The organism is Oxynema mangrovii CENA135, from assembly GCF_016632315.1.
Lineage (GTDB): Bacteria > Cyanobacteriota > Cyanobacteriia > Cyanobacteriales > Laspinemataceae > Oxynema > Oxynema aestuarii.
Map to the genome: position 1 here is coordinate 117753 of NZ_JAEOXH010000002.1, position 13716 is coordinate 131468.

The window sequence follows — 13716 nt, forward strand, 5'->3', positions numbered from 1 at the left end:
TGAGTGCAAACCCTTCCGGGAGAGGTCGATGCAGGTTAATGGGCATGGCTCCAATTTTTGGCAGTTCGATCTCAAACCCGTTGACGGGGTTCGATTTGAACTGTGGAAATACAAACGAGTGGTACTGACCAAACTTTTTGAATCGAGGAAATCCGAACCCTCTTTTCTGCATGAACTTGAACGACTTATCCAATCGCTTCAAGGCATCTTGCAAGACCTGAGAGTGAACTGCCTTCAGTTCTGGGATCGCATCTTTCGCTTTGGTCAGCGCATTTTGCTGTTTGTAATAGTCGGGATAGGGTGCATCGGCAGAAATGATATATTCCTGCTTGATCCTGCAAGCATTGACCGGACATTTACGCGAGTCGATCCAGTCCTTGCGCTCTGCCAAAGCGTAGTTATAGACGCGACGACATTGCTCCAACCAGTCGAGCATTTGAGCTTCCTGGTCAAGTCCTGGATAGATTCGGTAGTTGTAGGTCAAGTTCAACATACCTACAGCCTAACAGATTTGTGCTTTCCGTTAGACTATCGGCAGTGTGTCGATTTTCGGGGCATCGTAGACGCGAAGCGGCTTCTCGCTACCCCTCAATCGACGTGGGGAGTCCGTTTATCCCGACACTGACCTTTCAGGTACAGTGCGGGACTTATCGCTCCCCGAACCCCTCAAAAATTAAAACTCTCTTGTCATGGCAAAGGTGTTACAGAACACAAGGCGATGCTAGCAAGTACCCTAGCAGGGGTTCAGCTCTATGACGTTTGGCATTTCACGTCTCAATGGCCCCATCGGGCGATCGTTTGTAGCGACCCCCCAAGAGAAGCAACAGCCACAACGGTAGAATTAGCGTATTAAGGGACATCCTAGAGCATTGGTTCGGCGAACGAGGTTGACTTCCTGTGATTGCCGCAAACAAGGAAATGCATCCGTGCAGTAGCAAAGTCCCGAATGCCTAGAAAAGCGGGCCAGATGCCCGCAGCACGGATTCCCAACCTCCACTTCCCCGAACCGATAAGCCCTTTGTCCCCATTAGTACACCGCAGGGAGAACCGGGAACATGCTTGCATATATTCTGGCCTTGGCCGTCGCCTTGGGCAGTTTCGCGATTTACATGGCCGCCTTTTTCGTTCCAGAAGTTCATCGTAAAGGCGATTTAATTTGGAGCGGAGTGGGGCTATTCTATGCTTTAGTCTTGTGGTTTTGTGCGGGACGGATTACCGGAGCCGTACTCCTCGGTCAAACCGCTAGCGTCGCTCTTTTGGGTTGGTTGGGGTGGCAAACCCTCGCCTTACGCCGCCAAGTGACGCCCCTCGCCGAACAAACCGATTTATCCGCCGCCGAAAGTTCCCCCGCACTCAAGGGAGGAATGGTGAATGTGTTTAAAGGTAAATCGGCACAAAAATCGGTGACCGCAGTGCCGGAAGCGCCGACAGCCGAGCCTTCTAGCGCACCGGAAACGCCAGAAACCGAAGCCGTTCCTTCTGGCGAAACGAGTACGGAAGAGACGACGACCCAGAAGACGCCGCCGACCGCGCCTCAAAAAGTGACTCCGAAAAAATCTCCTTTAGGCGGATTTCAGAATTTATTCAAGGGTAAGTCAAAAGCAAAACCGGAACCGAAAGCCGAACCCAAACCGGAACCGAAAGCCGAACCGAGTCGGTCTCAGACGCCCTCGACGGGTCCGGATGTAGAGGTTGAGGTGAGTGCAGAGTTTGAAGCCAAGCCTCAGACTCCGGTGGAGTCCCCAGTATCGGCAGAAAGTGAAGGGCCAGCAGCGCAGACGCCGAGTGAGCCATCGGAAGCGGAAACGAAACCGAGTGCAACGGTTGCGGAAGAGTCGCCTACTGAAACTAACCCGGAGACGATGGAGGAAATGCCTTCAGCCGCCGCGTTGGAAGGGGCGAAAGACTGGACGGAAGGATCGAGTGATGGGGAGTTTGATGAGTTTGACGATTTAGACGAGTTGGAGAGTCCCGAAAAAGCGCCTGCAACGCCGACGGAAACTAAAGTTTCGACGAGTCCGGCGAAGAAGGCGAAGGCTGACAAGGGAGGTCTATTAGCGCCCCTGACAAGTTTGCTGTCTGGGTTACAAGGTCTTCTCGGTAGAGGGAAGAAGTCGAAACCAAAGCCGCAGGAGTCGCAACCGCAGGAGTCGCAGCCGCAGGAGTCGCAGCCGCAGGAGACCATGGCGGAAACGATTGCACCGCAGGAGGTTGAAGCGCCACCGGAAGTGACTGAGGAATTCGAGGAAGCCGAAGTTTCCGAAGCGTCTCCCGCCGTCGCCGAGACGGAAACGGTGGCGGGAACGGAAACGGTGGCGGAAAACGTTGTAGAAGATCTAGCGGAAGATGAAGCGACGGCGACGGAAGCCGAAACTCGCAAAGCGGAGGGATTCGAGCAGTTAATTCAGCCCGAACCTCCACCGGAAACAGTCGCGGAGGACGCTCAAGCGGAAACTCAGAGTTCGGAAACGGAGAGTTCGGAAACTCGGAGTTCTGGGGAGGAGATGCCGCCAGAAACGGATCTGGCGCCGGATGCCCAAACGCAGGAAAGTGAGAGCGTGGAAGCGAAGGTCGAGGTGGAGCCGGAACCGATGGAAACGGTTGTTGCTGAAGACTTACCGGAGATTTCGGAGTTGGAAGGGGCGATCGAGGTTGAGGCGGAAACGGTGGAAGGTTCGGAGGAGATCTCACCTTCGATGCGTCCGAATCGCAACAATCCGGCGATTGTAGAGATGCCGAAACAGCCGGGGGAAGCGAAATCGGCGACGCCGCCAATGACTGAGGAGTCGCCGTCTCCGACCAATGAGACGGATGAGCAAAAGTGATGGGTTAGTCGGGTGGGCAATCATTGCCCACCCTATGACTTTTAAGGTGTAGGCGATAGTTGTTATTTTTGAGAAGTTTGTATATTTTAACAATGGGAGCGGGAATTCCCCGATTCTACCGAAGGTGAATCGTGGAATGAAAGCGACTCTTCGGCAAATCAGTGATAATCCGATCGTCTGGCTATATCGGCGATAATGTTCAAGGCGTACAAATACCGCATCTATCCAACCCACGAGCAACAAGCGACTTTAGCCAAGAGCTTTGGTTGCTGTCGTTGGTATTGGAACTATGCGTTAAATTTGTGCCAAGAGACTTATCGATCGACCGGAAAAGGTCGATCGAGGGGTTATCTTCAGGGATTATTACCTGCCCTCAAAAAGGAATACCCTTGGCTTAAAGAAGATGTCTATTCCCAATGCTTGCAAGTCGTGGCGTTGAACTTATCAACCGCTTATCGAAACTTCTTTGAGAACCGGGCAAAATTACCCCGATTCAAATCCAAGCAGGGAAGGCAATCTATCAGTTATCCTCAAAATGTTAAGGTTGAGGGAAATTACATCAAACTGCCTAAAGTTGGGTTAGTGCGTTGTCGTCAGCATCGAAGTTTTGAGGGAAAAATCAAAACTGTAACCCTCTCCAAAAATCCAGATGGTAAATATTATGCTTCAGTTTTGGTAGAGGGTAAAAAAGAACCTCCCCTTCTCTCAACTGAAGGAAAAGCCATTGGCATTGATTTAGGGCTGACCGATTTTGCGATTACCAGTGAGGGGTCGAAATATAATAATCCCAAGCATTTTGATAAACACGCGCGAAACCTCAAAAGAAAACAGCAAAAACACGCTCGAAAAAGGAAAGGCAGCAACAACCGCAATAAATCGCGGGTAAAAGTTGCCAAGATTCACGCCAAAATAAGTCGCTGTCGTGAAGATTTTCTCCACAAGCTATCCCGTAAGATAGTGAACGAAAACCAAGTGATTGTGGTCGAGAATCTCAATGTTAAAGGCATGGTTCGCAATCGCAAACTCGCCAAAGCGATTAGTGATGTCGGTTGGGGAATGTTTTGTACGATGTTAAAGTACAAGGCTGAATCAGAAGGAAAAGTTTATCTAGAAGTCGATCGATTTTTTCCTTCTTCTAAAACCTGCCATGTATGTCTCAATCAAATCAAAAGCTTGTCTCTTGATGCGAGAAGCTGGACTTGCGAACATTGCCAAACCCATCATGACAGGGATATCAATGCCGCCATCAATCTCAAAAATGAAGGCTTACGGATATTAGAGTTAGGAACTCGCTCTACTGCCCTTGGAGGGGATGTAAGACGAGGTGGTAGAACTTCAGTTCTATCTAGCGCAGTCCCCAGTGAAGAGGGAAGCCGCTATTGTAATCTTTGATTCAATAGCGGTAGTTCACGCCAATCCGAAATGCTGTGGGAACCAATTTCAGATTTTGGCGTTGCATAATAGAGAATGATTTAAGTGAATGCTGGAATCTGATGGTGCTTGAGATATTAGATGAGTAACCGGACTGAGGTGGTTAACATTTCGACCGATTTGGAATAACACAACGTCTTACGATGCAATCGAGCTACGTAATGGTGTAGTCGGCAGTTCTCCCCTTCGACCCGTGTCATCGCTGTTTTACTGACTGGACGATCGGCCTCTTCAATCACACAATAATATACTGGATAGCCATCAGTGATGTACAGAAAACAAGCCCAGCCCATCACCATCTCCCATAAGGGTTTAAAAGTCTCTAGGGCGTGGTCTCCCACCACGAACTTGAGGATGCCAGGCTGTTTGGTGTTGACAATCGTCCACAACCAAATCTTGTTTTTTTGACCCACAAAGGTTTCCAGTTCATCCAGTTGAGCCGTTTCAGGGATCTCGTAATTCTCCTCAGGAATCGCTGCCGCCGCTTGGCGCACCCAGTCGATCACACTGTTATGGTTGATGCCACTCACTCGCTCGATTGCTCTAAAACCCATGCCATTGAGTGACATGCTTACACACAGGGCTTTGACCTCTGGAGTGTAGCCTTGGTGCGGATTGTCTCGGAACTGGCGACGACAATCTCGGCACAGGTAGCTTTGTTTGCCATTGCGATGACCATTCTTGACTATGTGGTCACTAGCACAATAAGTACAGTTCATAATGCTTCCCTCAACGCTTCATCATTCTCTATTATGCAACGCCTAGCTTTGTTTGCCATTGCGATGACCATTCTTGACTATGTGGTCACTAGCACAATAAGGACAGTTCATAATGCTTCCCTCAACGCTTCATCATTCTCTATTATGCAACGCCCAGATTTAGAACCGGACTGGCAAAAACTGGCAAATACTGAGTTGCCTCCCTTAGTGACCGTTTGGAACGAACAAGCGGAACGATTGAGGAATTCTGGGGAGTTTCAAACCTTTATGGAAAGACTCTGCCGGGAAATTGCGATCGAAACTGGGATTATCGAACGGCTCTATAATTTAGATCGAGGAATTACACGGTTACCGATCGAACAGGGAATTGATGAAGCTCTGATTCCGCATGGGGCTACGGATGGCTCGGTCAAACAAGTTATTTCTTTAATTAAAGACCAATAAACGGCGATTGAAGGACTATTTGTTTTGTCGGTAAAACCCGCAGTTTATCAACTTATTATATCAAACAATTGCATCAAGTTTTAACGCAAAATCAAGAGACGACAGAAGCCTTGATTCCGGCGACTGGAGAAACGATCGATGTTCCTCTGATTCGCGGAGAGTGGAAACGACAAGTTAACAACCCGATGCGATCGGATGGATTAATTCATGAACATTGTCCGCCGGAACAAGTGGCATCGGAAATGGACAATCTCATTAGTTGGCATCGGCAACATCAGGAAAACAAGATTCCACCGGAGGTGGAAGCAGCTTGGTTGCACCATCGATTTACACAAATTCATCCGTTTCAAGATGGTAACGGGCGAGTGGCTCGTTGTTTGGCGAGTTTGGTTTTTCTACAGGCAGGTTGGTTTCCTTTATCTTTAACTCGTGACGAACGAGTGGTTTATCTTGATGCTTTAGAACGAGCCGATCGCGGAGATTTATCACCATTAATTCAGTTGTTTTCCAAACGACAAAAACAAGCTTTTATTAGAAGTCTGGGGCTGTCGGAGCAAGTTTTAGCGGAAGGGAGGCGAACCCAGATTGCGATCGCGGCGATCGCTGAAAAACTCAAACAGAATCAATCTGCAACTCGACAAGATCGCTGTAATAAAGTGGAAGGCTTTGCCAATCTATTGTACGAAATTGCTATAGAAAGATTGGATAAGCTTGCCGAAGATATCAAAGTTTCTATCGAAGAATTAGTGAATGAATTTGATGTCTTTACGGTTGTGCCTCCGAGGGATGGCTCGAAATCATATTACCATCGCTTTCAAGTTGCCCAAACGGCAAAGCAGTTAGGATATTTTGCGAATATTCACGCCTATCATGACTGGATGCAACTGGCGATCGATCTCCAAACTTCTACGATTATTTTGCTATCCTTCCACGTTCTCGGTCACGAATATCGCGGTTTATTAGTTTGTTCTGCTTGTGCTTATCATAAAGATGTGACAGAAGAGGGGGACACGAGTCCGAGCGATATTCAAGCGTTGAGCGAGAGTCCGTTTCAGTTTTCTTATGCGGATGAAGAACATCATTTAATCGAGCGATTTCGAGGATGGCTGGAAGATGCGCTCGTCACGGGTTTAGAATACTGGAATAGTAGTTTGTAACGGTATTTCTAACGGTATTTCTAACGGTTGTTTTTGGAATGAGCAACGCAGGGAATGAGTGGATTGCCCTGTTCGCTGATTTAGGAATGCTACCTTTCTGCCAAAGCCCATCTACCCCAAAACCCGATCGCCTCACCGGATCTCGTGACTCGTGACGACGCCGAACCCTATAATTGAGGGGAAAATCGTTCTACGACCTTTCGGGATTTGGCTGTGACAGAAGCAAAGAGTTACAAAGAAACCGTCAACCTGCCCCAAACAAGCTTTAACATGCGCGCCAATGCGATTAAGCGCGAACCGGAACTCCAGCAGTTTTGGGCAGAACACCGCATTTACGAAACCCTGTCGCAGAACAACCCCGGGGAGATTTTCATCCTCCACGACGGGCCGCCCTATGCCAACGGCGCGCTGCACATGGGTCACGCCCTCAATAAAATTCTTAAAGATATCATCAATAAATACCAACTCTTGCAAGGGCGTAAAGTTCGCTACGTCCCGGGTTGGGACTGCCACGGGTTGCCGATCGAACTCAAAGTCTTGCAAGCGATGAAAGACAAGGAGAGGCGATCGCTCACCCCCCTCAAACTGCGCCACAAAGCCCGCGATTTTGCCCTCAAGACCGTCGAACAACAAAAAACAGGCTTTCAACGCTACGGGATCTGGGGCGATTGGGACAATCCCTACCTCACCCTCAATCCCGCCTACGAAGCGGCTCAAATCGGCGTTTTCGGTCAAATGGTCCTCAAAGGCTACATCTATCGCGGACGCAAACCCGTCCACTGGAGCCCGAGTTCCCAAACTGCCCTCGCCGAAGCCGAACTCGAATACCCGGAAGGTCACACCTCCCGCAGTCTCTACGCCGCTTTCCCGGTCACGGAACTGGAGAAAAAGGCGGCGGACCTCAAACGCTTCCTTCCCAACCTGTACGCGGCGATCTGGACGACGACGCCGTGGACGATTCCCGGGAACTTGGCGGTCAGTGTCAATCCCGATTTAGACTACGCGATCGTCGCGATGCCCGAAGATAGTGCGATCGCCCCCGGTTGCTTCCTGATCGTCGCCGCCGAATTGGTCGATCGCCTCTCCACCACGTTCGGCTGTAAATTGACGGTCAAAGCCCAAATTAAAGGCAAAAACCTCGAACACTGTAAGTACAAACACCCCCTCTACGATCGCCACAGTCCGATCGTCGTCGGCGGCGACTACGTTACCACCGAATCCGGGACGGGCTTGGTCCATACCGCCCCCGGTCACGGTCTGGAAGACTACGGCGTCGGTCTGCGCTACGGTCTCGACATCTTCGCCCCGGTAGACGCCAACGGCAACTTTACCGAAGACGCAGGGGAATTCGCCGGGTTGAACGTCCTCGACCGAGGGAACGTCGCCGTGATCGAAGCCCTCCAAAAAACCGGATCCCTGCTCAAAGAAGAACCCTACGTTCACAAATATCCCTACGACTGGCGCACCAAACAACCGACGATCTTCCGCGCTACGGAACAGTGGTTCGCGTCCGTCGAAGGCTTCCGCGACGAAGCCCTCAAGGCGATTTCCCAGGTGCAGTGGATTCCCGCCCAAGGCGAAAACCGAATTCGGGCGATGGTTTCCGAGCGATCGGATTGGTGCATCTCCCGCCAGCGCAGTTGGGGCGTACCCATTCCCGTCTTTTACGAAGAAGATACCGGAGAACCCCTGCTGACCGAAGAAACGATCGCCCACGTCCAAGCCATTATCGCCGAAAAGGGTTCGGACGCCTGGTGGGAACTGCCCGTCGAAGACCTCTTACCCCCCTCCTACCGCGACAACGGTAAAACCTACCGCAAAGGAACCGACACCATGGATGTCTGGTTCGATTCCGGTTCGTCCTGGGCGGCGGTGGCGCAACAACGGGAAGAATTGCGCTATCCGGCGGATATCTATTTAGAAGGATCGGACCAACATCGCGGTTGGTTCCAGTCGAGTTTGCTCACCAGCGTCGCCAATAACGGCGTTGCGCCCTATCAAACCGTACTCACTCACGGGTTCATCCTCGATGAAAATGGCCGCAAAATGAGCAAGTCTCTCGGTAATGTGGTCGATCCGGAAACGATTATTAATGGGGGCAAAAATCACAAGCAAGAACCGCCCTACGGGGCCGACGTGTTGCGCTTGTGGGTGTCGTCGGTGGACTATTCTAACGACGTTCCCCTCGGTCGGAATATCCTCAAACAATTGGGGGATGTTTATCGCAAAATCCGCAATACGGCGCGCTTTTTAATCGGTAACCTCCACGATTTCGATCCGGCGAAAGATGCGATCGCTTACGACGACTTGCCGGAGTTGGACCGCTACATGCTGCACCGGATGACGGAGGTGTTTGCGGAAGTGACCGATGCGTTTGAGAAGTATCAGTTTTTCCGCTTTTTCCAAACGGTGCAGAATTTCTGCGTGGTGGATTTGTCCAATTTCTATTTAGATATCGCCAAGGATCGGCTGTATATCAGCGCGCCGGAAGCTGCCCGCCGTCGCAGTTGTCAGACGGTTCTCGCGATCGCCCTCGAAAATCTGGCCAAGGCGATCGCCCCGGTCTTGTGTCACATGGCGGAGGATATTTGGCAAAATCTGCCCTATCCGACGCCCTACCGTTCGGTGTTCGAGTCCGGTTGGGTGCAGTTGGACGATCGCTTCGCCAATCCGGAGTTGGGTAAAACTTGGCAGCAATGGCGCCACATTCGCGCCGAAGTGAACCAGGTTTTAGAAAAAGCGCGCAAGGATAAGGCGATCGGGTCGTCTTTGGAGGCGAAGGTGCTACTCTACGTCGCCGACGAAAAGGCACGATCGCACCTCGCCAAGATGAACCCGAGTACCTTCGCCAGTCTGCCACAGCCCGAAACGACCGCAGTGGAGGCGATCGCCCCTCCGGAACCGGGCACCGCAGCGAGTAGTTTACCTCCGGCGGACGGCGAGATCCCCCAATGGCGGCAGATCCTCGATCGCGCGATCGCCTTCCTCGAAGACTTCCCTCGCTATTTCACCCTGTTTTTCTCGGACTATCGCCGTCCCTTATTGTCCCTGGTGTTAATTTTCAGCGCGATCGTCTCGTTTATGGTGATTTCCGCCATTCTCGACGCGATCGACGATCTCCCTTTATTACCGGGCGTCTTGGAACTCGTCGGTATCGGTTACAGCGCCTGGTTTACCAACCGCTACCTACTCAAAGCCGCTACCCGCGAGGAACTGCTCGCGACCTTGCAGCAAACGGCGGCGGAGGTAGTCGGTCGGCAAAAACCGGAAACGGTCGAAGTGCGCGAAGTGGCGACGGTGGAGACCCCCTCGACTCCGGCGCCCCCCGCGATCGCGGTTCGCAGCAATGGCGTAGACGAACTGCGCTATCTGTTCCTCACCTCCGGTGTCGAATTGGTGGACAGCCCCGCAGCACTCGACGGGTTATCGTATGCCGCCGAGTCCGAAGGGTTGGGCGTCGGCGTCGTCAATGCGGACGGTCAGAAATGCGATCGCTGTTGGAATTATTCCACCCATGTCGGCGAGTTTGCAGCCGATCCGACGATCTGCGAACGCTGCGTTTCTGCATTGGCGGGTGAGTTCTAACGGTTTCGTAGACTGAATGTAGAGGCGCGCGCGATCGCGCCTCTGCTATTTTCTACGCTTTTAAGGGGAGGGAAAGATGCTGAATGCACTAAGGGCGCAAAACTTTAAATCTTGGCCAGATACGGGGTCAATTCAGTTAGCTCCCTTAACTGGATTATTTGGTACGAATAGTTCGGGAAAAACGGCAATTTTGCAATTGCTGTTGATGTTAAAACAAACTGTAGAAGCGCGCGATCGCCAGCAAATTTTGGCTCTCGGAGACGAACGATCGGATATCGATCTAGGTCGCTTTAGGGATCTGCTCCACAAAGGCGAAGATCGACCAAATCTCAATTTATCTATCGGATGGACATTAAGGAATAACTTAGAAATTTTAGATCCAGAAGGTGAACCCGATCGAGTTCTCTTTTCAATCCCTCAATTAAATTTTGAAGTCGATATCGAAGAAAGAGACGATGTAAAATGGGTTCGAGAATTTGTTTATCAATTTAAGCAGGGCGATCGCCCATATCGTTTTGGGATGGAATGGGATCCTCCCTCAGAGACTGAAAATTCATTAAAATATAAGTTAATTGCCCAAGGTTATGAACTCAGACGATTTCGGGGGCGAGTTTGGCCACTTCCTGCCCCAATCAAAAACTATAGCTTTCCGGATAAAGTAAATAATTATTATCAAAATGCAAGCTTTTTATCCGATTTAGTTCTGGCTTTTGAAGAATGTTTTAAAAATATTTATTATTTAGGACCCTTGCGAGAATATCCACGACGAAATTATGCTTGGTCCGGCGATCGCCCGGTAGATGTCGGCTCCCGGGGAGAATTGACAATTGCTGCTATTTTAGCCTCTCGTTGGCGCGATCGAGAGAACTCCATCGAAAAGGATATTGCGCAAAAATTACGCGAGATCGGACTCATCCACAATTTAAGAATCGAAGCCATTCAAGGCGATCGGGGCAGTTATCAAGTTTGGGTTCGACGATCTCCCAATACCCCTGAAGTGTTAATTACTGATGTTGGCTTTGGCGTCTCCCAAATTTTACCTGTTTTAGTCCTGTGTTACTACGTCCCGGAAGGTTCCACAATTATTTTAGAACATCCAGAAATACATTTGCATCCCTTCGCTCAAGCTGGATTGGCCGATGTTTTTATTGATGTTATCAATCGCCGTAAGGTACAAATTATTTTAGAAAGTCATAGCGAGCATTTATTACGTCGTTTGCAGCGTCGTATTGCGGAAGAAGTCTTTTCTCACGAACAGACCTGCTTATATTTTTGCCAACTCGACGATCGCGGCCAATCTCATTTACAATCGCTGCAATTAGATGAATTTGGGAATATTATGAATTGGCCACAAGACTTTTTCGGAGATGAAATGGGTGAATTGGCTGCTAAAACAGAGGCAGAAATGAGGCGGAGGATGGAGGCTAAAGTTTAGTGGAACCTGTTATCGTAGATACTAATATTGCACTGGTCGCCAATAAAAAACAGCCAAATGCTTCACCGCAATGTGTTATCAATTGCGTTCGAGAATTAATGGCGATTAGACAAGGAGTGAAAAAATTAGTTATCGATGACAACGGTTTGGTTTTTGATGAATACCGACGCAATCTTTCATTGTCCGGTCAACCCGGAGTCGGGGATTTATTTGTGAAATGGGTTCACGACTATCAATATAATTCTCAACGGTGCGATCGCGTCAAAATTACGCCAATTCCTGGGGATGATTTTGCAGAATTTCCCCAAGATCCGCAATTAGCCAACTTCGATCGCAGCGATCGTAAATGGGTAGCGATCGCCCGGGTTCATCCTCAAAATCCACCAATTTTAAATGCGGTTGATTCAGATTGGAAAAATTTTGAATTTGAACTGAATCAGCATGGTATTATCGTTGAATTTGTTTGTCCGGATTTTCAATTCAAATAAGCCAAGTTGGGGCGATCGCTCCGTACTCAATGATGCGAGCTTCTCTGATATAGAGGCGCGGCGCGATCGCGCCTCTGCTGTTTCAAAATGGGAGCGTCGAAAACACGATCGCCCCTCACGGCGACGGCGGGAATTCCCCATCCAAACGCTCTAGGGAAATCGTCGCCGCCGTCACCACTTGGGGATGATTGTCTTTTTGCAGGTACTTGAGCGCCGCGCGGCTTTTCTCGTGGGGCAAATTCCCCAGCGCTTCCGCCAAACGCTGGCGTACTAACCAATCCTCCGATTGGGCAAAATCGAGAATGCGATCGACGGAGGCGACCGATTTGATTTCTCCCAACGCCGCGATCGCCGCTTGCTGCAACACCACTTGATCCGTCTCTAACGCCTGAATCAAAGCATCGTGAGCGCGCGGATCTTTCAAATTCCCCAACGCCACCGCCGCACTGAAGCGCACCAACCAGTCCGTATCCTCGTAGAGCGATCGCACCAACGGTTCAAAGGCTCTGCCATCTTCTAAATAGCCCAATGCCCCCGCAGCCCCCGCCCGAATGCTGTAGTCCGGTTCCGCTTCGAGCATCCTTACCAAAATTGGAAAGCACTCCTCCGTCGGCTTGAGTCCCAGGGCGAACACCGCCATCGATCGCACCTGCAAATTCTCGTCATCCAAGACTTTCTTAATCAGTGGCACCGCCTCGGTCGCAGATACGTATCTGAGCGAAACCAGCGCCAACATGCGATCGCGCGCGTTTTCACTCTCCAACTGCTGGGAAATTTCCGCTAAGGTCATCTGAGTCATCGCTTAAGGTTTTTTACAAAAGTTTACATTTGTTTCCATTCATTATAGAGTGCAAACGGGAGTAGGGAAGGGGGACGAGTCAGGAGTTGAGCCGACCCAAACCTCTAAGACTTCTGAAAATGCCCTAAATGCTCTTCTCCCTGACGACTAGAGACCGAATTCGGGGTAATTTCGAGGGCGATCTCTTGAAACCGGGGATGGAAAAACTGGCGGATCTCTTGTTTCGTGACGCCAAAAGGAGGACCGCCGGGACGAGAATGAGTGAAAAATAGACCGATCAATTCGCCGCGAGGGCGCAGCAACCGATGGGTGACCTCGACATATTGCGATCGCTTCGTCGGTGGAATCGCACAAAAACAAGTATGCTCGACCACATAATCGAAATGCTCCGAAAACTCAGGGGTCAAATCAAAAATATCGCGCTGTAAAAACGTCGCTTCAACGCCGTGTTTTTGGGCCAACTGCCGCGCTGCAGAAATCGCGGCGGGGGCGAAATCAAAACCGACCACCTCAAAGCCGTGTTTGGCAAATAACAGCGCTTCGTGACCGCGACCGCATCCCAACACCGCCACCCGACCCGGCGCGGGGGATTGAGGAGGTTTCAAAAACTCGACAAAAGGAGGTGCGGCGCGACCGAGATCCCAGCGATCGCTTCCTTCCCGATAACGTTGTTCCCAGAAGGTGGGTTGTTCGATTTCTTGCATCTTTGAACGCCGTGAAGTTGAGTAAAATATCTAGATTTGCAATCATTGTAAAGTTTTTTGTTTTTCCCTTCTTCACCCGATCGCGCGATCGTTGGCGTCCTCGTACTTCCCCGGGCTTCTGCTTCAATG

The 13716-nt window shown here is 50.3% G+C and carries 10 protein-coding genes and 1 pseudogene; 7 read left to right on the forward strand and 4 right to left on the reverse strand.

Translation table 11 applies throughout. The annotated features are described in order from the left end of the window. Window positions 1-493 (reverse strand): RNA-guided endonuclease InsQ/TnpB family protein (locus JJD41_RS14415; RefSeq protein WP_200667570.1); only part of this gene is annotated, 493 nt, incomplete at its 3' end. A gap of 562 nt (window positions 494-1055) precedes the next feature. Here JJD41_RS14415 and JJD41_RS14420 point away from each other — a divergent pair. Beyond that, complete coding sequence (locus JJD41_RS14420) at window positions 1056-2825, forward strand: Ycf66 family protein (protein ID WP_200667572.1); 1770 nt, start codon at window positions 1056-1058, stop codon at window positions 2823-2825. Window positions 2826-3020: 195 nt separating this feature from the next. Continuing rightward, the gene (locus JJD41_RS14425; protein WP_200664726.1) at window positions 3021-4217 is read left to right on the forward strand and encodes an RNA-guided endonuclease InsQ/TnpB family protein; all 1197 of its coding nucleotides are present in this window, start codon (window positions 3021-3023) and stop codon (window positions 4215-4217) included. 116 nt (window positions 4218-4333) lie between these two features. Here the strand turns inward: JJD41_RS14425 and JJD41_RS14430 are convergent. Further along, a pseudogene (locus tag JJD41_RS14430) lies at window positions 4334-5086 on the reverse strand (IS1 family transposase). A gap of 33 nt (window positions 5087-5119) precedes the next feature. Here JJD41_RS14430 and JJD41_RS24835 point away from each other — a divergent pair. The 5 genes from JJD41_RS24835 (at window position 5120) to JJD41_RS14450 (ending at window position 12084) form a co-directional block, all read left to right on the forward strand. Continuing rightward, window positions 5120-5419, forward strand: coding sequence for a hypothetical protein (locus JJD41_RS24835; protein WP_234488833.1), 300 nt, complete (start codon window positions 5120-5122; stop codon window positions 5417-5419). 68 nt (window positions 5420-5487) lie between these two features. Beyond that, window positions 5488-6576 carry a Fic family protein gene (locus JJD41_RS14435; RefSeq protein ID WP_234488834.1) on the forward strand — a complete coding sequence of 363 codons (1089 nt, stop codon included), beginning with the start codon at window positions 5488-5490 and terminating at the stop codon, window positions 6574-6576. A 213-nt stretch (window positions 6577-6789) separates the two neighbouring features. Next, window positions 6790-10161: an isoleucine--tRNA ligase gene (ileS, locus tag JJD41_RS14440; protein WP_200667584.1), complete on the forward strand. Its 3372-nt coding sequence runs from the start codon at window positions 6790-6792 to the stop codon at window positions 10159-10161. A 76-nt stretch (window positions 10162-10237) separates the two neighbouring features. Further along, complete coding sequence (locus JJD41_RS14445) at window positions 10238-11596, forward strand: AAA family ATPase (protein ID WP_200667586.1); 1359 nt, start codon at window positions 10238-10240, stop codon at window positions 11594-11596. Between the two features lie 116 nt (window positions 11597-11712). Next, on the forward strand, window positions 11713-12084 hold the full coding sequence (locus tag JJD41_RS14450) for a hypothetical protein (RefSeq protein WP_234488835.1): 372 nt from the start codon (window positions 11713-11715) through the stop codon (window positions 12082-12084). 115 nt (window positions 12085-12199) lie between these two features. Here the strand turns inward: JJD41_RS14450 and JJD41_RS14455 are convergent, their stop codons facing one another. Both JJD41_RS14455 and JJD41_RS14460 read right to left on the reverse strand, forming a co-directional pair. Further along, entirely contained in the window at window positions 12200-12883 is a 684-nt protein-coding gene (locus JJD41_RS14455; protein ID WP_200667590.1) for a HEAT repeat domain-containing protein, read from the reverse strand. Window positions 12884-12987: 104 nt separating this feature from the next. Beyond that, entirely contained in the window at window positions 12988-13587 is a 600-nt protein-coding gene (locus JJD41_RS14460) for a methyltransferase domain-containing protein (protein WP_200667592.1), read from the reverse strand. Window positions 13588-13716 lie beyond the last annotated feature (129 nt).

Excerpts from the sequence above, each read along its gene's own strand:
- JJD41_RS14420 (WP_200667572.1), top strand. The coding sequence starts at position 1,056 with ATGCTTGCATATATTCTGGCCTTGGCCGTCGCCTTGGGCAGTTTCGCG.
- JJD41_RS14425 (WP_200664726.1), top strand. The coding sequence starts at position 3,021 with ATGTTCAAGGCGTACAAATACCGCATCTATCCAACCCACGAGCAACAA.
- JJD41_RS24835 (WP_234488833.1), top strand. The coding sequence starts at position 5,120 with ATGCAACGCCCAGATTTAGAACCGGACTGGCAAAAACTGGCAAATACT.
- JJD41_RS14445 (WP_200667586.1), top strand. The coding sequence starts at position 10,238 with ATGCTGAATGCACTAAGGGCGCAAAACTTTAAATCTTGGCCAGATACG.
- JJD41_RS14455 (WP_200667590.1), bottom strand. The coding sequence starts at position 12,883 with ATGACTCAGATGACCTTAGCGGAAATTTCCCAGCAGTTGGAGAGTGAA.
- JJD41_RS14460 (WP_200667592.1), bottom strand. The coding sequence starts at position 13,587 with ATGCAAGAAATCGAACAACCCACCTTCTGGGAACAACGTTATCGGGAA.